The organism is Rhodococcus erythropolis NBRC 15567, from assembly GCF_001552595.1.
Taxonomy (GTDB): domain Bacteria; phylum Actinomycetota; class Actinomycetes; order Mycobacteriales; family Mycobacteriaceae; genus Rhodococcus_F; species Rhodococcus_F erythropolis.
This window is the reverse complement of the sequence record NZ_BCRM01000012.1, coordinates 41,473-61,151: the sequence shown is the minus strand read 5'-3', so window position 1 is coordinate 61,151 and position 19,679 is coordinate 41,473. Positions and strand designations below refer to the sequence as shown.

Sequence of the window (19,679 nt, the reverse complement as noted above, 5' to 3'; positions counted from 1 at the left end):
TCTTTTCAGGCGGCCGATGCATCCAGCACCAACCAGCCGCCGTGATGCTCGAATACCTCGAACGGCACACCGGTCTGCCGGCCGACCGCACGCAGTGACTCGAGATCGAACGTACGGATGTGGCCGTGGCACGCGGTGGCTTCGTCTTCGAAGGGGACGGCTATGACGACCCGTTGACGTGCGATTCGGAGTGCCTGCGCGATCACGGCTTCGCCGACCGAGTCGTCGACGTGCTCGAGGAGATGAATTGCGGTGACGGTGTCGGCGCTGTTGTCCGGTGCCGGTACTTCACCCGCGTCGCAGATCACCGTGTCGATCGTGATGCCGAGTTCGGGGGCTACCGCGTCGAGCAGGATCATCGTTCCGGGCAGGATGTCCGTGGCGGTCACGTCCATTCCGGCGCGCGCGAGCCGCAGGGGCAGGAAACCGAAGCAGGAACCCAGATCGAGTACGGAACCGCGAACCAGTTCTTCGGCTTTGTCGTGAATCGGCGCGAAATCTGCAGTGCCGTCGAGTAGTTCGGCAAGGGAGTTCCGGTAGTAGGTGGTCCAGGATTCGAGAGCGCCGTCCACGGTGGACCGAACCAGTCCGACCATCGTCAACTCGAATTCGTCCTGACCGAACTCCGCGTCCTGGATCGACGAGGTGACTCCGGCTACGAGTCGCTCGCTCAGATCGGCGGGAGTGAGGGAGTGCCTGACGTGGAGTCGGCCGCCTCGACGATCGAGCGAGATCGGACCGGAATCGACACGTTCGACGGTGACATGCCCGAACGACCACAAGCCCGGCGTCGACGGTGCCAGTGAATCCAGGACCGGTTCGTTCGTGATGGTGGACATGATCGCCTTTCTCAGGTGGTGATGCTTCTCAGGTGGTGATGCCGGTCCGCAAGGACTGCGTGCCTGTTTTCAAGAGTTCCGGTAGCTCGAGTGAATCGTCGGTGAGCCACTGTTCGTACGCCGACATGGCGACCCCGAGCAGAAGATAGCCGACCGTGCGTGGGCCGTGATCGGTCGGCTCGAGATTCATTCGGCGTGCGACGTAGTCGGCGACCACCTGCCGCCAACCTTCGTACATCACCACAGAGTATGCCTGAAGCGTCGGAACTTCGAGGATCAATTCCATCCGTTTGCGATGTACCGCAGTCTCTTCCGGTGGGAAGGTGTTGAACGTCAACAATGCGGATTCGAGTGCGTCGACCAACGGTATGTCAGCGGGCAGTGAATCCAGGTGCTCGCGCATCTCGTCGAGATGTCCGTCGAAGTCGCCCCAGGGGACGGCGTTCTTGGACGGAAAGTAGCGAAAGAAAGTCCGACGCGCGATGCCGGCGGCGTCGGCGATCTGGTCGACGCTCACCTCGTTGAAGCCGACGGTGGAGAACAGTTCGATGCCGATCGTGCTGATTCCCTCCCTCGTTGTGGAGGGGCGACGACCTATCCGAGCGGACGGTTTCTTGCGGCTACGCATACTTTTTTCGCTCCATGTGTGTCATTCTGCACTCGATGCCATTACAGTGGTGAACCGAGTCACAGTGAAGTCCCACTAGTGACCACCAACTCCCAGGTTGGAAGTCTGATCTACAGACTTCCAGACGGAGTGCGACCGCAGGAGGAATCCATGTCAGATCGTGACAACAAGGCGCTCGAGAACGACCTCGTCGAGGAGTCCCTCGTGGAGGAAGTTTCCATCGACGGCATGTGCGGCGTGTACTGACCGTGTCTGCTTTGGATCTCGATGCGGGGTGGAAACTCCACCCGCAGGTAGCGCTTCGCCCCGAACCTTTCGGGGCGTTGCTCTACCACTTCGGAACGCGCAAGCTGTCGTTCCTGAAGAACACGACCATCGTTGCGGTGGTCAAGGCGTTGCCAGACCATCCTGATGTCCGGTCCGCACTACGTGCGCAAGGCATCGAAGATGACGCGGCTCCCCAATATGCCCGCGCGCTGAGCACTCTCGCCGATTCGCACATGATCGTGCCTGTCTGAGCCAGACGCTCGCCCCCACGTGCGGAACAGCCCTTCTGCACGTTCGCCCGCTTCATTTCTTCGCGAGGACACAGCCATGACCTCAGTTCTTGAACAGCCCTCCCCGCCCGCCAAGGTGGGTCGCCTCGTCGATCAGTTCGAACTCGGACTCGACGCCCCCATCTGCCTGACGTGGGAACTCACCTACGCCTGCAACCTGTCCTGCGTGCACTGCCTTTCGTCGTCGGGTCGTCGTGACCCCAACGAGCTGAGCACCGAACAGTGCAAGTCCATCATCGACGAGCTGCAGCGTATGCAGGTCTTCTACGTCAACATCGGTGGCGGCGAGCCGACGGTACGCTCCGACTTCTGGGAGCTCGTCGATTACGCAACGGACCACCAGGTTGGTGTGAAGTTCTCCACCAACGGCGTGAAGATCGACAAGAAGGTCGCGGCACGGCTTGCGGCCAGTGACTACGTCGACGTGCAGATTTCCATCGACGGTGCCACCGCTGAAGTCAATGACGCTGTGCGCGGGCCTGGTTCGTTCGCAATGGCCGAGCGGGCTCTCGCGAACCTGAAGGAAGCCGGCTTCAAGGACGCCAAGATTTCGGTGGTCGTCACGCGGCACAACGTCAGTCAGCTCGACGAGTTCAAGGCTCTCGCGGACAAGTACGACGCGACCCTGCGCATCACTCGACTGCGCCCTTCGGGCCGCGGCGCCGACGTGTGGGACGACCTGCACCCACGCCCTGAGCAGCAGCGTGAGCTCTACAACTGGTTGGTGGCCAACGGCGAAGGCGTCCTGACGGGCGACTCGTTCTTCCACCTCTCCGCGTTCGGCGATGCACTGCCCGGTCTCAATCTCTGTGGCGCGGGCCGCGTCGTGTGCCTGATCGACCCGGTCGGTGACGTGTACGCATGCCCGTTCGCGATTCACGAGCAGTTCCTCGCCGGAAACATCGTGAAAGACGGTGGATTCCAGGAAGTCTGGCAGCACTCGGACCTGTTCGAGGAGCTGCGCTCGCCGCAGACCGGTGGCGCCTGCAGCAAGTGCAATCACTACGACTCCTGCCGGGGTGGCTGCATGGCAGCCAAGTTCTTCACCGGACTGCCGATGGACGGACCTGACCCCGAGTGCGTCATCGGCAACGGTGAAATGGCATTGGCGTCGGCGGGAGAGGTCCCGAAGTCAAGTGTGGATCACTCCCGTTCCGGTCAACGCAAGACCCCACGTGCATCGGTGCCACTGACACTGATGATGCGTCCGCCCGCCAAGATTTGTGACGAAAACCCGCTTGCGGGAATGCAGTAACTACTGCGCGATACCGACAGTGCGGCGAAAGCTGCACCCCAGAGAGGTCAGTTCAATGGCTAAGAATGCTTTCTTCGAGACGGTGGCAGAAGCACAGCGCCGTGCTAAGAAGAGGTTGCCCAAGTCCGTGTACGCGGCGTTGGTGGCGGGATCCGAGAAAGGGCTGACGGTCGACGACAACGTCGCGGCATTCAGTGAACTGGGTTTCGCTCCTCACGCTGCGGGACTGTCGGACAAGCGCGAGATGTCCACCACCATTATGGGCCAGGACATTTCGATGCCAGTCATGATTTCACCGACCGGTGTGCAGGCAGTGCACCCCGACGGTGAGGTAGCGGTAGCTCGTGCGGCTGCAGCACGGGGAACAGCCATCGGACTGAGTTCTTTCGCCAGCAAGTCCATCGAGGAAGTTGCCGCGGCCAACCCGCAGGTCTTCTTCCAGATGTATTGGGTCGGCAGCCGCGACGTGCTCGTGCAGCGTATGGAGCGCGCTCGCGCTGCCGGTGCCAAGGGCCTGATCGTCACCACCGACTGGTCGTTCTCGTACGGCCGCGACTGGGGCAGCCCGGCCATCCCCGAGAAGATGGACCTCAAGGCGATGTTCCAGTTCGCGCCCGAGGGCATCATGCGCCCGAAGTGGTTGTTGGAGTATGCCAAGACCGGCAAGATCCCCGACCTGACAACACCCAACCTCGCGGCTCCCGGCCAGCTGGCACCGACGTTCTTCGGTGCGTACGGCGAGTGGATGCAGACCCCGCTTCCGACGTGGGAAGACATCGCCTGGCTTCGTGAGCAGTGGGGTGGACCGTTCATGCTCAAGGGCATCATGCGCATCGACGACGCCAAGCGAGCTGTCGACGCCGGTGTCTCCGCTATCTCGGTCTCCAACCACGGTGGTAACAACCTCGACGGCACCCCCGCGCCGATCCGCGTGCTCCCGGGCATTGCCGAGGCCGTGGGCGATCAGGTGGAAGTTGTTCTCGACGGCGGCATTCGACGCGGCGGCGACGTCGTCAAGGCGCTCGCACTCGGAGCCAAGGCCGTCATGCTCGGGCGCGCCTACCTGTGGGGTCTCTCGGCAAACGGCCAGGCCGGTGTCGAGAACGTGCTCGACCTGATGCGGATGGGCATCGACTCGGGGCTGATGGGCCTTGGCCACTCGTCCATCACCGAACTGAGCCCGGCAGACCTGGTGATCCCGGAAGGCTTCACACGCTCACTGGGCGCCAGCTGAGATTGCGGTTCCGATAGAGCTGTGAGTTGACACTCGACGAACACGCAACCCTGGCCGGACGCCTCGTCCGGTCCAGGGTTGTTTTCGGTCCGCATGAGACCAATCTGGCTGTGGGAAGATCACTTTCCGATCGGCACCGTGCGTACTACCAGCGCCGCGCCGAGGGCGGAGCCGGAATCGTCGTCACCGAAGTGGCCTCGGTATTGGAGAACGACTGGCCGTACGAGCGGGCACCGCTGGCGTCGGAGTGCGGCCCGGGGTGGCAGTCGATCGCGGCTGCATGTGCTCCGTACGGGACGCTGGTTCTTGCCGGGCTCGGTCATACCGGGATGCAGGGATCGAGCGCCTACTCCCAATCGGTGCTGTGGGGACCGTCAAGAGTGGCCGACCCGGTGACGCGTGAGTTGCCGATGGCAATGGGGCAGCCGGAAATCGACCAGTTGATGGCCGGCTTTCGTGAAGCGTCGGCAATGGCCATCGCTTCGGGAATGGACGGAGTGGAACTCGATGCCGGTCCTCGAAGCATTCTGCGACAGTTCCTTTCGGGTCTGACCAACACTCGGCAAGACCGATACGGCACTGATCGCGTTGCCCTTGTTCGCGAGATCATCTCGGCAGTGCGCGAGGAAGTCGGGTCGGACCACGTTGTCTCCCTGCGGTTGTCCTGCGACGAGGAAGCGCCATGGGCGGGACTGACACCCGATCTCGCCGCCTGTTTTGCACGCGATCTGTCGCCACTACTCGATCTCCTTGTCGTCGTTCGTGGCGGACTCTATTCGTCAGAGGGGTACCGCCCTGACTTTCACTGCCCGCCGAACTTCAACCTCGATCTGTGCCGTGAGATCAAGGCCGCGGTCTCGATTCCGGTTGTCGTGCAGGGGAGCGTCGTGGACATCGCCGACGCTCGTGCAGCGCTGGAAGTGGCCGAGTTCGTCGAGATGACCAGGGCCCAGATCGCGGACCCGGACCTGGTCGTGAAAGCCGCGCGCGGTGATCGTCCACGGCCGTGTGTGCTCTGCAATCAGACGTGCCTCGTGCGTGATCCTCGCAACCCGGTCGTGACGTGCGTGGGGAATCCGAGCGCGGGTTTCGAGACGGTGGACCCCGATGAGCGAGAGCAGATTTCGACACCGGGAGCCGTGCTGGTCGTGGGGGGTGGCCCCGCCGGGATGGAAGCCGCGCGGATCTCGGCGGTGGCGGGGCACTCGGTCACACTCGTCGAGAGTTCATCGCAGTTCGGCGGCATGATCCGAACTTTTGCGCGAGGTGACGGCCGCAGCCGGTTCACACTCCTCGCACAGTGGCTCGAGGACGAATGCCGTCGTAGCGGCGTGACGATGCGGACCGGGGCGGCGGTCGAGGCGCAGGACCTGAGTGACGCACGTAGTCGGGGCGAGTTGATTGTTTTTGCCACCGGTAGCGCTGCGCGGCCGCCGACGTATCCGGTCGACGATTCGGTTCGGTGGTTGGATGCGTCGGAAGCCTTCGAGAAGTTGACCACCGTGGGGCCGGGTCCGGTCGCGCTGATCGATCCGCTCGGTGGACCGATCGCGGTGGCGCTCGCAGAAGCACTCGCGGCCCAGGGCGTCTCCGCCTCGATTGTGACTCCGGACAGCATCGTCGGTTCGAGGCTCGGTGCGAGTGGGGATCTGGTCGGCGCCAACACGCGCATCCAGCAGGCCGGGGTCACCAGGGTGCTCGCGTCCCGTGTCATCGAAATCGCCTCAGGGGTCGTCTGCGTCGAGCACGTCCATACCCGCGAGCGCTCACAGCTCGAGTGTGAAGTGGTGATCGACTGCTCGCATCGTCTGCCGAACGAAACGCTGAAGGAAGCGGCCGACATCCAGGTGGGTGACTCGGTTGCCCCGAGAACTGTTCTCGAATCCATCCGCGAAGGTCGCTTTGCAGGGTTTACTACTAGAACGAGTTTCAATTCTGCAGAGAGGGCTATCTCATGACACAGGGTTCAGTTCGTTCGCTCGAAGGTCGCGTTGCTTTCATCACCGGCGCAGCGCGCGGTCAAGGACGTGCGCACGCGGTCAAGATGGCGCGCGAGGGAGCAGCGATCATCGCAGTCGACGTGTGCGCGTCGGTGGCGTCGGACAATTCTTACGACGCAGCAACTTCCGAGGACTTTGCCGAGACGATACGTCTGGTCGAAGCGGAGGGTGGGAAGATCCTCGCCCGCGAGGTCGATGTCCGTGACGGCGCAGCGCTCACCGCGGTGGTCAAGGACGGTGTCGAGCAGTTCGGACGCCTCGACATCGTGGTCGCCAATGCCGGGGTCTGTAACTGGAATCGATTCTGGGAAATGTCGGACGAGCAGTGGGAAACCCTGATCGACATCAACCTGACCGGAGTCTGGAAAACCCTCAAGGCATCGGTGCCGGCGATCATCGAAGGTGGGCGCGGTGGATCGATCATCGTAGTCAGTTCGGTGGCCGGACTCAAGGCGCTGCCCGGACAGGCGCACTACGCGAGCGCCAAGTTCGGTCTCGTCGGTCTGACGCAGGCCGCGGCAAAGGAACTGGGGGAGTACAAGATCAGGGTCAACTCGATCCACCCTTACGGAGTAAATACGCCGATGGGGGTCGACCAGGGTGCGCTCGAGGTGTTTGCAAAGTTTCCGCAGTACCTTCCCAACTTCACTCCGATCCTCTCGGACATCGCGTTCGCCGAACCCGACGAGATCGCCGATACCGTTCTGTGGCTCGCGGGTGACGGTTCACGCACCGTCACGGCAAGTCATATCGCTCTCGATCAAGGGAACTCCAAGGTCTGATGACGCCGTACCCGCGCCTCTTCGCGCCACTGCGCCTGGGCAACCTGACACTCCGCAATCGGGTCGTGTTCTCCGCACACCTGACCAATTACGCGGAGAACGGGTTGCCGACGGAGCAGCACGCGAGCTACTACGAGGCGCGGGCACGCGGCGGTGCGGGTCTGATCATCACCGAGGAACACTCGACGCATCCTTCGGATCGACCGTACGAGAAGATGATTGCGGGCTATCGGCCGGAAGCGATCGAGGGATACCGGCGGATCACCGACGCCGTTCATGCGCATGGTTCGTCGATTCTCGCGCAGATCAACCACAATGGGGGTCAGGGCGCTGGAACCTATTCGCGATCGCCGCTGTTGGCGCCGAGCGCCGTTGCGGATCCGTTGTTCCGCGAGGTGCCCAAAGCTGTCGACGACGCGGACATCGCCGAGATTCTCGCAGGGTTCGCCCTTGTTGCGCGCAACTGCGTCGCCGGTGGCTTCGACGGGGTGGAATTGCAGGCGTCGCAGTCGTCCGTCGTGCGCGCGTTTCTCGCACCCTCGACTAACCTGCGCACCGATCGCTACGGCGGGGGCGTGGCGAATCGTGCGCGTTTCCTTCTCGAAGTGCTCGGGGTACTGCGTAAGGCCATCGGACCGGATCGTGTGCTCGGTGTGCGCCTGAGTGGATACGAAGGAACGCGGGGTGGCATCGAACTGTCCGACGCGGTAACCACCGCCCAACTGATCGAAGCTGACGGTCACGTCGACTACATCAACACCACCGTCGGAATGGCCACGGAAACACTGCATCTGGTCGAAGCATCGATGGCTGTACCCACCGGCTACGCCAACTTCGTCCCGTCTGCGATCAGGGAGGTCGTCGATCTTCCAGTCGTCGGAGTCGGCCGTTTCAAGACGCCGGAACAAGCCGAAGCTGCACTCGAGGACGGTGTATGCGATCTGGTGGGCGTAGTTCGCGGGCAGATCGCCGATCCGGATTTTGTGAACAAGGCGCGTGCCGGTCAATCGTCACAGGTGCGAACCTGCCTGTCCTGCAACCAGGAATGCGTCGGGCGGATGGGTCTGGGGCGTTGGTTGGGGTGCACCGAAAATCCGCGCGCCGGTCGGGAATCGGTCCCACTGCCGATGCCGCGGCGACGGGGCCGCACGGTGGTGGTAGTTGGCGGCGGCCCGGCCGGCCTGCAAGCTGCGGCCACCGCGGCCCAGCGAGGTCATGCGGTGACGCTGTTCGAGCGTGAACGAAGACTCGGCGGACAGATTCTTACCGCCTCGGTGGTCCCCGCTCGACGGGAGCTCGCCGACCTCGTCCGAAATCTCGAATCGGAGTGTCGCCGAAGCGGTGTGACGATCGAGCTGGGTGTTGGAGCTGACCTTGCGATTGTGGAGGAAAGGGCGCCCGACGTGGTAGTGATCGCAACCGGGGCGCGGCCCGTGCGCCCAACGTGGGCGGGTGGATCAGAGCGTGTCGTAAGTGTTCGAGACGTTCTCGACGGCAGGGTTCTACCGAGCGGAACGGTGCTCGTATACGACGAGTTGGGATTCCATCAAGGTACGTCGGTGGCGGAATTCCTGGCTGATCGAGGTTGCGCTGTCACGATCGCGACCAACGGCATGGTGGTTGCCCAAGATCTGAGCGTCACCCTGGATTTCGAGGGGTGGAACCGCCGGGCGTTCGAGAAGTCGATCGCGCAACGGACGGATCTGATGGTGACTTCGGTGAGCACTGGAGCCTCGCCGCTCGTGAGCTTGGTTCACCTTCCGACGGGTGTGGTCGAGGAAGTTGCGGTCGACTGGGTGGTCTTCGCGACACAGCAGGAACCTGTCGACGAGTTGTGGAACTCCTTGCAGGGAAGTTCTTTCGAGATATTCCGCATCGGTGACGCCCTGTCCCCGAGACGTTCGCACGCAGCGGTCATCGAGGGGCATCTGGCTGCGTTGGCGATATAAGTCGTCCGTTTTGTCTATGGTTATCGAAAGTATGTTCGATTAAACTTTGAGCATGAACAGTCGCGAAGCGTGGCAGCTGGATGGTGAGGACCTCAAGAGTGAGGTTCTGGATCTGGTGCGCGCCCGGCACGAGTTGCAGTCGCGGATGGTGTTGTTGATCGTGGAGATGTTTTCCCGGGAGGTTCTCGGTGGGAAGGGTTTTCGGGCGATCGCGCAGTGGTTGCATGGTTCGACGAATTTGGAGATCGGTGAGTGCAGTCTGCTGGTCGGGTTGGCGCGGTTGTTGATGCTCGAACCCGTTGTGGGCGATGCGTTTCACCGTGGTGACGTGGATGCGTTGAAGGCCCGTCAGGTGGCGTCGTTTTGTCAGCATCCGCCGAAGAACATGACCCTGGCGGATGTGGACAAGGCTCGCGGGATTCTGCTTCGGTTGGCGTCGAAGAACATCGCGGATTGTGATGCGGTGCGGGCGGCGATTAGGCGGATCGAGAAGCAGTACGGCAAGCGTGAGGACGGTGTTCCGGTCGGCGAGGATTCGGAGCGTAATGAGTTCTACGCCTCGAAAGGCCTGTACGGGCGGGTCACTGTGAAGGGCGACTTGGATGCGGTCAACGGGGCCCGGTTGATCACCTTGTTGTCAAGCCTGTCCGCTCCGACACCGGAGAAGGACGGAGTCAAGGACACGCGTACTCCGGCATTACGGCGTGCGGACGGGTTTTGCGAACTACTGCGCCGGTACGAGCGGGCGGGGCTGGGTCCAATCGAGGGCGGGGTGAAACCGCACATCACGGTCACCGCGTCGGCGAAAGACATGACGGACCTGCAAGCGTTGAAAGACCTCCTGCCGTCCACTGAGGAACTGGGGTTTGCGTGGACGGATTGGGTGGGTCCGATCAGTATCGATACTGCCCGGATGTTGGCGTGCGACTGCACGGTCACGCGGATTTTGTTGGATGAGAATGGTGTTCCGCTCGCCTGCGGTAAGGAAGCGAGAACGGCGACGGTGCCGCAGCGGCGGGCGTTGGCGGTTCGGGATGGTGGGTGTGCGTTTCCGGGGTGTGGGACTCCGTCGGGGTGGTGCGATGCTCATCATATTGTTCACTGGGGTGATGGTGGCCCAACAGATCTCGACAACCTGATCTTGTTGTGCGGTCACCACCACCGGACGATGCACCACACCGAATGGCGGGTCGAGATCGGCCCGGATCGAAAGACGGTGTTCTATCCGCCGATGTCGATCGATCCGTATCAGCACCCGATCGGCGGGAACAGTCCGCCCACCGCGGCGTGAACCGCGACCACTGAAAACTCATACACCGGGGCACAGCCATGCTCCGGTGTATCCGCATGCTGTGTTGCGGTGGGAGGGGCCGGCACCAATACCATCGAGGGATGAGTTCTCCGCGTGACCTTGCTGCCATCCCGAGTCCGGCGCTCGAGGGCACTGCGCTCACCGTCGTGGTCCCGGTCGGTTCTTTCGAACAACACGGACCGCACCTGCCTCTCGATACCGACACTCGGATCGCGAGAGCAGTCGCACAGGCCCTGCCCGACGTCGTCGTGGCCCCGGCCATCGAATACGGGGCGAGCGGCGAACACGAAGGGTTTGCCGGCACGATTTCGATCGGTGCCGAGGCTATGGAAACCCTCGTCGTCGAATACGGAAGGTCGGCGTTCAGATGGACGAAGCGGGTGCTGTTCGTCAACGGCCACGGCGGAAATGGTCCCGCGCTGGCCAAAGCTGTGGCACTTCTTCGATACGAGGGACGTGACGCCGCTTGGGTGCCGTGCGCTGTTGCGGGTGCCGATGCGCACGCGGGACACACTGAAACGAGCCTATTGCTGCACCTTTCGCCCGATTTGGTGCACATGAGCCTTGCTGAGACAGGAAATTTGTCTCCTATCGCGGACCTGATGCCAGGAATGCGTTCGGGCGGTATGGTCGCTGTGTCGCAAAACGGCGTTCTCGGCAATCCAGTCGGGGCTACCGCCGAAGACGGCGCATACATCTTCGGTGAGTTGGTAGGACGCGTGACGGATGGACTGGCCCGGTGGGAGCCTGGTCCAGATGGGAGGCTTCGGTGACGACCACGACCGAGTGGGGGCGGACGGTCCACCTGCGACGGCTTTCGAGGCTGCGACGAGTTGCAGCACGACGGGCTACGTCCCTTACGATCATCTGATGCGACCAGCAAGACTCCCCGACGGCTTCGGCATTCGGTTGGACCCCAAGGTGCGCACGTACTCGGGCGGCCGGGTGCTCATCGGCGGCTCTCCGACACGGATGCTCAAGCTGGCTCCGACGGCTGCGGCGATGATCGGTGACGGCTTCCTCGAGGTGGTCGACCAGCAGAGCGCTGCGGTTGCTCGTCACCTTCTCGATTCAGGCGTCGCGAATCCTCGTCCGATGTCGACACCGTCTGCGGCAGATGTCACCGTCGTGATTCCGGTCAAGGACAACCAGGCCGGCGTCGAACGACTACTGCCCGTCCTCAAGGATCTGACCGTCATCGTTGTCGACGACGGTTCGGAAGTGCCGGTGGAGCCCCGTCGCGCCTGCCCGGGCACCGGAACCATCACAGTGGTGCGGCACGAGAGCGCCCGCGGACCCTCGGCAGCGAGAAACTCGGGATTGCGTTCGGCCCAAACACGTTTCGTAGCTTTCCTCGACTCCGACGTCATACCGCGTGCCGGTTGGCTCGAGTTGATGTTGGGCCACTTCAGCGATCCAGGGGTTGCCCTTGTTGCGCCCCGCATCGTCGCCCTCGATCCGTACGGGACGGCGCTGGCGCGGTACGAGAACATGCGATCGTCTCTCGACCTCGGACGCAAAGAAGCTGCGGTGAAGTCGGGAAGTCCGGTCGCCTATGTTCCCAGCGCGGCCGTGATCGTCCGGCGCGACGTGGCACTCGAATGCAACGGTTTCGACGAGAGTCTCGAAGTGGCTGAGGACGTCGATTTCTGCTGGCGACTGCAGGCTGCGGGTTGGCGACTGAGGTACGAACCGGTTGCGCATGTCGCCCACGATCATCGAGTTCAGTTCGACAAGTGGTTCGCCAGGAGAGCGTTCTACGGCACGGGCGCGGCGCCGTTGGCTGCAAGACACGAGGGTTCGGTTCCGCCGATGGCGATGTCGTTCTCGACGCTCTTCGCGTGCATCGCCGCCGCAACACTGACCCGTTCCGGTCTTGCGAGTGCGCTGGGCGCTCTGCTCTTCACGGTGTATCGCCTGCGAAAGATGTTCAACGGGCTGAGTCAGCCCACCCGGATCGCAGCGATCCTCACTGCGCAGGGGTTTGTCGGAGGATTCTGGCAACTCGCCTCGGCGATGTGTCGTCACTACTGGCCGGTGACTCTTCTGGCGGTGATCGCCTCCCGTCGAATTCGGCGACTGGCCGTCGCTGCGGCAGTCACCGAAGGTTTGGTGGACTGGTATCGCCACCGTGAGCCAGGCGGGCTGGGTCCGGTTCGGTACGTCTTCTTCAAACGAGCAGACGACATCGCGTATGGGGCCGGACTCTGGCGGGGCGCGTTCGACGCCCGTGACTGGGCGGCGCTGAAACCTCGAATCACCAAGTGACAGAAGCCGACTACGCAGACTTCCTGGTTGTCGGTGGTGGCACGTGTGGCTGCGTCGTCGCAGCCAGGCTCAGTGAAGATCCATCCGCCACGGTGATGCTCCTCGAATCGGGAAGCGGATATCGTTCGGCGCTCGAACTTCCGGACGTCCTGGGTGATCCGTACCGACTGCCGGTCGGACCTGCGAGCGAATACACGTGGACGTATCCGGTCGAACTGACACCGCGTCGGGCGTCCACGATTGCGCGCGGGCGGACGCTCGGTGGGTCCGGGGCCGTCAACGGTGCGTACTTCACGCGCGCGACCCGCGCAGATTTCGAGAACTGGCCGAGTGCTTGGCGATACGACGACGTCTTGCCGTACTTCAAGAAGTCTGAGACTGATCGTGATTTCGAGGGCGAGTTCCACGGGACCGCCGGTCCGATCCCGGTCGAGCGTCGAGCGTGGGACCAACTGCATCCACTGAGCGGTGAGTTTCATGCGGCAGCGCTCGGAGCAGGCTTTCCCGACGACGTCGACAAGAATGCGCCGGACTCGTTCGGCGTCGGCCGAGTGCCACTGAACGTGGCGGATCATCGTCGGATCAGTACTGCGATCGGGTATCTGATGCCGGCATTGCACCGCCCGAATTTGCAGGTGGAATCCGGAGTGAACGTCATTCGCATCGTATTCTCGGGAACCCGTGCGATCGGCGTCGACGTTCTCGACGACGGCAACGTCCGACGCATTCGTGCCGACCACGTGATCGTGTGTTCGGGTGCGGTGGCGACGCCGCACATTCTCTTGAATTCCGGTGTCGGTCCGGCGGAACAACTTGCAGATCAAGGAGTTTCCGTCATTCTCGATCGACCTGGCGTCGGCCAGAACTTCGTCGACCATCCGGAAGTGCTGCTGCCGTACCATTTTTCGACGCCTCGTACGATTCGCTCGCAGACACCGGTGCTGGAGACTGCACTCAATCTCGCCGAGCTTGAAATCCGCCCGTACACCGCATCTTTCACAGACTTGATTCCCGGTGTGCCTCGCATGGATCACGGCGTCGGGGTGGTCCTCATGGCGCCGCGCAGTCGGGGGAGCATCGAACTGGTATCGGGGGATCCCGCTGGGGCACCGCGTATTCGATACAACTACGTCGCGTCGACGCACGATCGAGCAGCCATTCGGGAAGGAATGCAGATCGCCGAGAACCTTCTCGAGTCGATCGCCGAGACCGGGTTGATCGATCGCCCCGTCGTGGAGTACACAGACGAGTGGATCGAATCTCGCCTCGGTACGTCCTTGCACATGTCCGGTAGCTGCGTGATGGGCGCCGAATCGGACCCGTTCGCAGTCGTCGATGATCGGTGCCGTGTGATCGGCGCGCAAGGACTCAGTATTGTTGACACGTCAATCCTGCCGACGATCCCGACCCGCGGCCCACACGCGACCGCGGTGATGGTCGCGGAACGAGCAAGCGCCATCCTGCTCGGTGACGAGTGACCGCGAGGGGCAGCAGGCTAGGTCGACAGTCATACCGAATGGTCGTTCTCGCCTATGGGCTGTGATCGGCGTTACAGTGGTCCACGGAGCGGAGGAACGCAAAATATGGCACGTGAACAGGCTGTGTCCGGCAACCCGTGGGTGGCGGTCAGGCCAGGGGATGACGTCGCGTTACTCGCGCGGCGACTTTCGTCTGCCCATCAGTCGTTCATCGATGCCCGCGGCGTGCCCGGCCAAGGGCTGACCGACGACTCCCATGTCCGTTCGGTCGTGCTCGAGTCCTGGATGCGGAGCCGCAACAAGGGAGTAAATCCTGACGTTGTCGGCAATCCTGAGATGCTCGAGGGGTTGGAACTCGAAAAATATCGGTCCGCGCATCCCATGTCACTGATCCGTCCGGTGATTCGGAAACTCCTGGTGGAAGATGCTGCCGAGACCGGATTGCTGATCGCGATCAGCGACGCACACGGTCGACTGCTCTGGGTGGAGGGTGACAACTCGGCCAAGGACAAAGCGTTGTCCATGAACTTCGTCGAAGGCGCCGACTGGAGCGAAGATCGTGTCGGCACCAATGCGCCGGGAACGGCGCTTGCTCTCGACCACTCCGTACAGATTTTCGGATCCGAGCATTTCAACCGAACCGTGCACGACTGGAGTTGTTCGGCCGCACCCGTCCACGATCCCACCACTGGGCAAATCCTTGGTGCCATCGACATCACCGGTGGTCCCAGGGTCGCGGTTCCCGAAGTGCTGTCGCTGATCCGTGCAACTGTTGCGGCCGCCGAATCGGAATTGCGATTCCACCTCTTGAACTCGCCTATCCCGCTCAGCGCCACGGCTCCGCGCCTCGAAACATTCGGTGCCGGCCGGCCGACGCTGGTTCGCGGCGGTGACCGCATCCCGATTTCGCAGCGTCACGCCGAGATTCTCCTTCTGCTCTCCGAACATCCGGAGGGTCTCAGCTCCGACCACCTTGCGGTCCTGCTCGACGAGGGGGAGCTCGACGCAGTGACCATTCGCGCGGAAATGTCGCGGCTTCGTAAGGTTTTCGGCGCCGACCGGCTGGCTTCGCGTCCTTATCGGATCATCACGGAGTTCACGACAGACGTCGGCGACGTGCGGGCAGCGTTGGATCGCGGAGACGCGGCGACGGCGATGAAACTGTATTCGGGCCCGGTACTGGCAGGCTCGGCCTCCCCGGGAATCGAAGAGGTGCGGGAAGAACTACGCACCAGGGTTCAGGCGGCTCTGCTGCGTGGAGGTGACGCCAACCTTCTGGCCCGGTGGACCACGTCCGTACACGGGCGCGAAGACTCCGTCGTGTGGGAGGCCTACCTGTCCACGTTGGATCCTCAATCTCCGCTGTATTCGCAGGTCCAGGCAAGAATTGATCTCCTCGACCGCCAATTGGGCATCTGAGAATCATCTGCGTTTCTCGCACGCAACGTACTTGCAACGTTGCAACTCCTAGTGTTGTGAATCACACCCCACCGGGGGGTGGGATTGCAGTCACCGATTTGGTGGGTGCGCCCAGGAAGATCACGTTTACATAGGAGCTTGCAATGACCGTGTACGCCCGCCCAGGTACCGCCGACGCGATCATGTCCTTCCAGTCTCGATACGACAACTGGATCGGCAACGAATGGGTTGCTCCGGTCAAGGGTCAGTACTTCGAGAACCCGACACCGGTGACCGGACAGAATTTCTGTGATGTGGCTCGTTCCACCGCAGAAGACATCGAGCTCGCTCTCGACGCAGCGCACGCAGCAGCTCCGGCCTGGGGCAAGACCTCGGTCGCCGAGCGCGCGATCATCTTGAACAAGATCGCTGATCGTATGGAGGAGAACCTCGAATCCATCGCACTCGCCGAGTCGTGGGACAACGGCAAGCCGATCCGCGAGACCCTCAACGCCGACATTCCGCTCGCCATCGATCACTTCCGTTACTTCGCGGGAGCTATTCGCGCACAGGAAGGTTCGCTTTCGGAGATCAACTCCGACACCGTGGCGTACCACTTCCACGAGCCGCTCGGCGTAGTCGGCCAGATCATTCCGTGGAACTTCCCGATCCTCATGGCCGTGTGGAAGCTCGCTCCCGCCCTTGCTGCCGGCAATGCCATCGTGCTCAAGCCTGCCGAGCAGACACCCGTCTCGATCCTGCACCTCATCGGCATCATCGGTGACCTGCTGCCTGCCGGTGTGCTCAACATCGTCAACGGCTTCGGCGTCGAGGCCGGAAAGCCGCTCGCGTCGAGCCCGCGTATCAAGAAGATCGCCTTCACCGGTGAAACCACCACAGGTCGCCTGATCATGCAGTACGCGTCGCAGAACCTCATCCCCGTCACCCTCGAACTCGGTGGCAAGAGCCCCAACATCTTCTTCTCCGACGTCCTCGCCTCCAACGACGATTACCAGGACAAGGCACTCGAGGGCTTCACGATGTTCGCCCTCAACCAGGGCGAGGTCTGCACCTGCCCGTCACGTTCGCTGATCCAGGAAGACATCTTCGACGAGTTCCTCGCGATGGCCGCCATTCGCACCAAGGCTGTGCGCCAAGGGGATCCGCTCGACACCGACACCATGATCGGCGCCCAGGCCAGCAACGATCAGCTCGAGAAGATCCTCTCGTACATCGAGATCGGCAAGGCCGAAGGCGCCAAGGTCATCACCGGTGGTGAGCGGGCCGAACTCGGCGGAGACCTGTCCGGCGGTTATTACGTCCAGCCGACGGTGTTCACCGGCAACAACAAGATGCGCATCTTCCAGGAAGAGATCTTCGGACCCGTCGTCTCGGTCACCTCGTTCAAGGACTACGACGAGGCCATCGAAATCGCCAACGACACGCTCTACGGTTTGGGCGCCGGTGTCTGGTCCCGCGACGGCGGAGTCGCGTACCGAGCAGGCCGCGACATCCAGGCCGGTCGCGTCTGGACCAACACGTACCACCAGTACCCGGCACACGCCGCTTTCGGTGGATACAAGCAGTCCGGCATCGGCCGCGAGAACCACCTGATGATGCTCTCGCACTACCAGCAGACCAAGAACCTCCTGGTCAGCTACGCCCAGAAGGCTCAGGGCTTCTTCTGATCGACCCACCGGCACCCGTGAGCCCCTCGCTGCGGGTGCCGGTGCGAGGGACTGCAACACGCGAAACCTGCACAAACACACGGAGGTTGGAATGAGCGCCACGGACACACCCGATACCGGCGCCGTTCCACCCCGGTTGGTGACCACCGCTGGGGCGGCTGACCTGCTACGCCGCCTCAGCGGGACTCACGGCGAACTGATGATGCATCAATCCGGCGGATGCTGCGACGGCTCGGCCCCGATGTGTTATCCCTCAGGCGAATTCATCGTCGGGGACCGTGACGTACTACTCGGAATCGTCGATCTCCGACTTGCGGTCGGAGAGATTCCCGAAGACCTTCCCACCGGAACCGACGCTGTACAGGTCTGGATTTCCGGATCACAGTTCGAAGCCTGGAAGCACACCCAGTTGGTGCTGGACGTCGTGCCCGGCCGCGGCAGCGGATTCAGCCTGGAGTCTCCTGAAGGATTCAGATTCCTCAGTCGAGCAAGGGCATTCACATCGGACGAAAACGAAGCACTCGGCGCGTCGAGCATTCTCGTAGGCGCTGATTGGGAAGCGGGCGTGCGTCCTTCGCCCCCGGCGGTTCCCCAGGTCGTCGCCGAGGCCGTCGATGCCTGCCCGGTGCCGGGCGCGGCCGCCCGATCCTGAGAACGGCCGCCTGAAGAAGATCTGAACAGACTCGGGGCCGCTCACATGACAGCCAGTTAACAGCACGGTCATCTCCACGCGACCTTCTCCGTACATCGCCCACATACCGTTCATTTCACGCGACGCATCCACCGTGCGTCGTCTCATTCTTGACCGATTCAGAGGATGGACATGTCTCTTTCCGACCACGCAACCGGCAAAAACGCCGGTGCCGCGGGTGCACACCACGACGGCGCAGACTTCCATGCGGAAGACAATTCGTATCTGGAGAAACGAACACTCCGAAAGGGAACAGCAGGGTGGGTGCTGCTTGCGGGGTTGGGTGTCAGCTATGTGATTTCCGGTGACTACGCCGGCTGGAACAACGGTCTGGCCGAAGGTGGTTTCGGTGGCCTTCTCATCGCGGCCGTCGTCATCGCGGGGATGTACCTGGCGATGGTGCTCGGTATGGCCGAGATGTCGTCAGCACTTCCTGCCGCTGGTGGTGGATACACGTTTGCCAGACGGGCCATGGGGCCCTGGGGCGGATTTGCCACCGGCACAGCAATTCTCATCGAGTACTCGATAGCACCCGCAGCGATCGCGACCTTCATCGGTGCGTACGTCGAGTCCCTGAACCTGTTCGGGATCACCGACGGGTGGTGGGTGTACCTCGCGGTGTACGCGATCTTCATCGGCATTCACCTCACCGGCGCCGGTGAGGCACTCAAGGCGATGTTCATCATCACCGCCATTGCACTCGTCGGCCTGGTCGTGTTCGCGGTTTCGGCTGTCGGCCTTTTCGATTCGTCCAACCTCACCGATATCGCCGTCGACACCAGCGCAGTCGGATCGTCGTCGTTCCTGCCATTCGGTCTGCTCGGAATCTGGGCCGCCGTGCCCTTCGCGATCTGGTTCTTCCTTGCCGTCGAAGGTGTACCGCTGGCCGCCGAGGAAGCACGTGAGCCGGAGAAGAACGTCCCCCGCGGCATCATCATCAGCATGTTGATCCTGATCGTCACAGGCGCAACGGTTCTCTTCCTCGCCACCGGTGCGCTCGGCGCCGACGCCCTGTCCACCTCCGGAAATCCGCTCGTCGAGGCGCTGGGGGACAGCGGAGCGGCAAAGGCCGTCAACTACATCGGACTTGCCGGTCTGGTCGCGAGCTTCTTCTCGATCATGTACGCCTACTCACGTCAGACGTTTGCGCTCTCCCGCGCCGGCTACCTGCCGAAGAACCTGTCGGTGACCAACAAGCGCAAGGCCCCCACTCTCGCGCTCGTCGTTCCCGGAATCATCGGCTTCGCGCTCTCACTCACCGGTGAAGGTGCCATGTTGCTCAACATGGCGGTGTTCGGCGCGGCAGTCAGCTACGTCCTGATGATGGTGAGTCACATCGTTCTTCGTAAGCGTGAGCCGAACATGCCGCGCCCGTACCGCACGCCCGGCGGTATCGCCACCACCTCGTTTGCGCTCGTGATCGCGGCAGTGTCGGTGGTGGCCACCTTCCTGGTAGATCCCGTTGCGGCATTGCTGACGTTGGTTGCCTTCGGAGTTCTGATGGCGTACTTCGGTCTCTACAGTCGCCACCACCTTGTTGCCAACTCGCCGGACGAGGAGTTTGCTGTACTTGCACAGGCGGAAGAAGAATTGGGATGAG

The 19,679-nt window shown here is 62.4% G+C and carries 17 protein-coding genes; 15 read left to right on the top strand and 2 right to left on the bottom strand.

The genetic code is table 11. The annotated features are described in order from the left end of the window. Positions 1-5: 5 nt before the first annotated feature. Both mftM and mftR read right to left on the bottom strand, forming a co-directional pair. Positions 6-839, bottom strand: a complete 834-nt coding sequence (mftM, locus tag RE4_RS17420; protein WP_019744254.1) for a mycofactocin oligosaccharide methyltransferase MftM — start codon at positions 837-839, stop codon at positions 6-8. Between the two features lie 28 nt (positions 840-867). Next, positions 868-1,467 carry a mycofactocin system transcriptional regulator MftR gene (mftR, locus tag RE4_RS17415; RefSeq protein ID WP_019744253.1) on the bottom strand — a complete coding sequence of 200 codons (600 nt, stop codon included), beginning with the start codon at positions 1,465-1,467 and terminating at the stop codon, positions 868-870. A gap of 150 nt (positions 1,468-1,617) precedes the next feature. Here mftR and mftA point away from each other — a divergent pair, with 150 nt between their 5' ends. From mftA to eat, 15 genes are all read left to right on the top strand, one after another. After that, positions 1,618-1,713, top strand: a complete 96-nt coding sequence (mftA, locus tag RE4_RS30750; RefSeq protein WP_063836238.1) for a mycofactocin precursor MftA — start codon at positions 1,618-1,620, stop codon at positions 1,711-1,713. Then, positions 1,698-1,985: a mycofactocin biosynthesis chaperone MftB gene (mftB, locus tag RE4_RS17410; RefSeq protein WP_007728309.1), complete on the top strand. Its 288-nt coding sequence runs from the start codon at positions 1,698-1,700 to the stop codon at positions 1,983-1,985. The genes mftA and mftB overlap by 16 nt, the downstream gene beginning before the upstream one ends. A 76-nt stretch (positions 1,986-2,061) precedes the next feature. Then, complete coding sequence (gene mftC, locus RE4_RS17405) at positions 2,062-3,279, top strand: mycofactocin radical SAM maturase (protein ID WP_003942089.1); 1,218 nt, start codon at positions 2,062-2,064, stop codon at positions 3,277-3,279. A 55-nt stretch (positions 3,280-3,334) separates the two neighbouring features. Continuing rightward, positions 3,335-4,513: a pre-mycofactocin synthase MftD gene (mftD, locus tag RE4_RS17400; protein WP_060939042.1), complete on the top strand. Its 1,179-nt coding sequence runs from the start codon at positions 3,335-3,337 to the stop codon at positions 4,511-4,513. 26 nt (positions 4,514-4,539) lie between these two features. Further along, positions 4,540-6,471, top strand: coding sequence for a mycofactocin system FadH/OYE family oxidoreductase 1 (locus tag RE4_RS17395; protein WP_060939041.1), 1,932 nt, complete (start codon positions 4,540-4,542; stop codon positions 6,469-6,471). Next, on the top strand, positions 6,468-7,295 hold the full coding sequence (locus tag RE4_RS17390) for a mycofactocin-coupled SDR family oxidoreductase (RefSeq protein ID WP_003941966.1): 828 nt from the start codon (positions 6,468-6,470) through the stop codon (positions 7,293-7,295). The genes RE4_RS17395 and RE4_RS17390 overlap by 4 nt, the downstream gene beginning before the upstream one ends. After that, positions 7,295-9,244, top strand: coding sequence for a mycofactocin system FadH/OYE family oxidoreductase 2 (locus RE4_RS17385; protein ID WP_060939040.1), 1,950 nt, complete (start codon positions 7,295-7,297; stop codon positions 9,242-9,244). The genes RE4_RS17390 and RE4_RS17385 overlap by 1 nt, the downstream gene beginning before the upstream one ends. A 52-nt stretch (positions 9,245-9,296) precedes the next feature. Then, positions 9,297-10,535, top strand: a complete 1,239-nt coding sequence (locus tag RE4_RS17380) for an HNH endonuclease signature motif containing protein (protein ID WP_060939039.1) — start codon at positions 9,297-9,299, stop codon at positions 10,533-10,535. 101 nt (positions 10,536-10,636) lie between these two features. Further along, the gene (gene mftE / locus RE4_RS17375) at positions 10,637-11,329 is read left to right on the top strand and encodes a mycofactocin biosynthesis peptidyl-dipeptidase MftE (RefSeq protein ID WP_019744248.1); all 693 of its coding nucleotides are present in this window, start codon (positions 10,637-10,639) and stop codon (positions 11,327-11,329) included. A gap of 97 nt (positions 11,330-11,426) precedes the next feature. Next, positions 11,427-12,824, top strand: a complete 1,398-nt coding sequence (gene mftF, locus RE4_RS17370) for a mycofactocin biosynthesis glycosyltransferase MftF (protein WP_020906864.1) — start codon at positions 11,427-11,429, stop codon at positions 12,822-12,824. Beyond that, positions 12,821-14,302, top strand: coding sequence for a mycofactocin dehydrogenase MftG (gene mftG / locus RE4_RS17365; protein WP_060939038.1), 1,482 nt, complete (start codon positions 12,821-12,823; stop codon positions 14,300-14,302). Before mftF ends, mftG begins: the two co-directional genes overlap by 4 nt. Before the next feature lie 105 nt (positions 14,303-14,407). After that, entirely contained in the window at positions 14,408-15,721 is a 1,314-nt protein-coding gene (locus RE4_RS17360) for a sigma-54-dependent transcriptional regulator family protein (RefSeq protein WP_019744245.1), read from the top strand. 143 nt (positions 15,722-15,864) lie between these two features. Continuing rightward, on the top strand, positions 15,865-17,388 hold the full coding sequence (gene adh / locus RE4_RS17355; RefSeq protein WP_007730158.1) for an aldehyde dehydrogenase: 1,524 nt from the start codon (positions 15,865-15,867) through the stop codon (positions 17,386-17,388). Between the two features lie 91 nt (positions 17,389-17,479). Next, positions 17,480-18,040 carry a DUF779 domain-containing protein gene (locus tag RE4_RS17350; RefSeq protein ID WP_029254891.1) on the top strand — a complete coding sequence of 187 codons (561 nt, stop codon included), beginning with the start codon at positions 17,480-17,482 and terminating at the stop codon, positions 18,038-18,040. Positions 18,041-18,205: 165 nt separating this feature from the next. Beyond that, the gene (gene eat, locus RE4_RS17345) at positions 18,206-19,678 is read left to right on the top strand and encodes an ethanolamine permease (RefSeq protein WP_003941913.1); all 1,473 of its coding nucleotides are present in this window, start codon (positions 18,206-18,208) and stop codon (positions 19,676-19,678) included. Position 19,679: the final 1 nt, after the last annotated feature.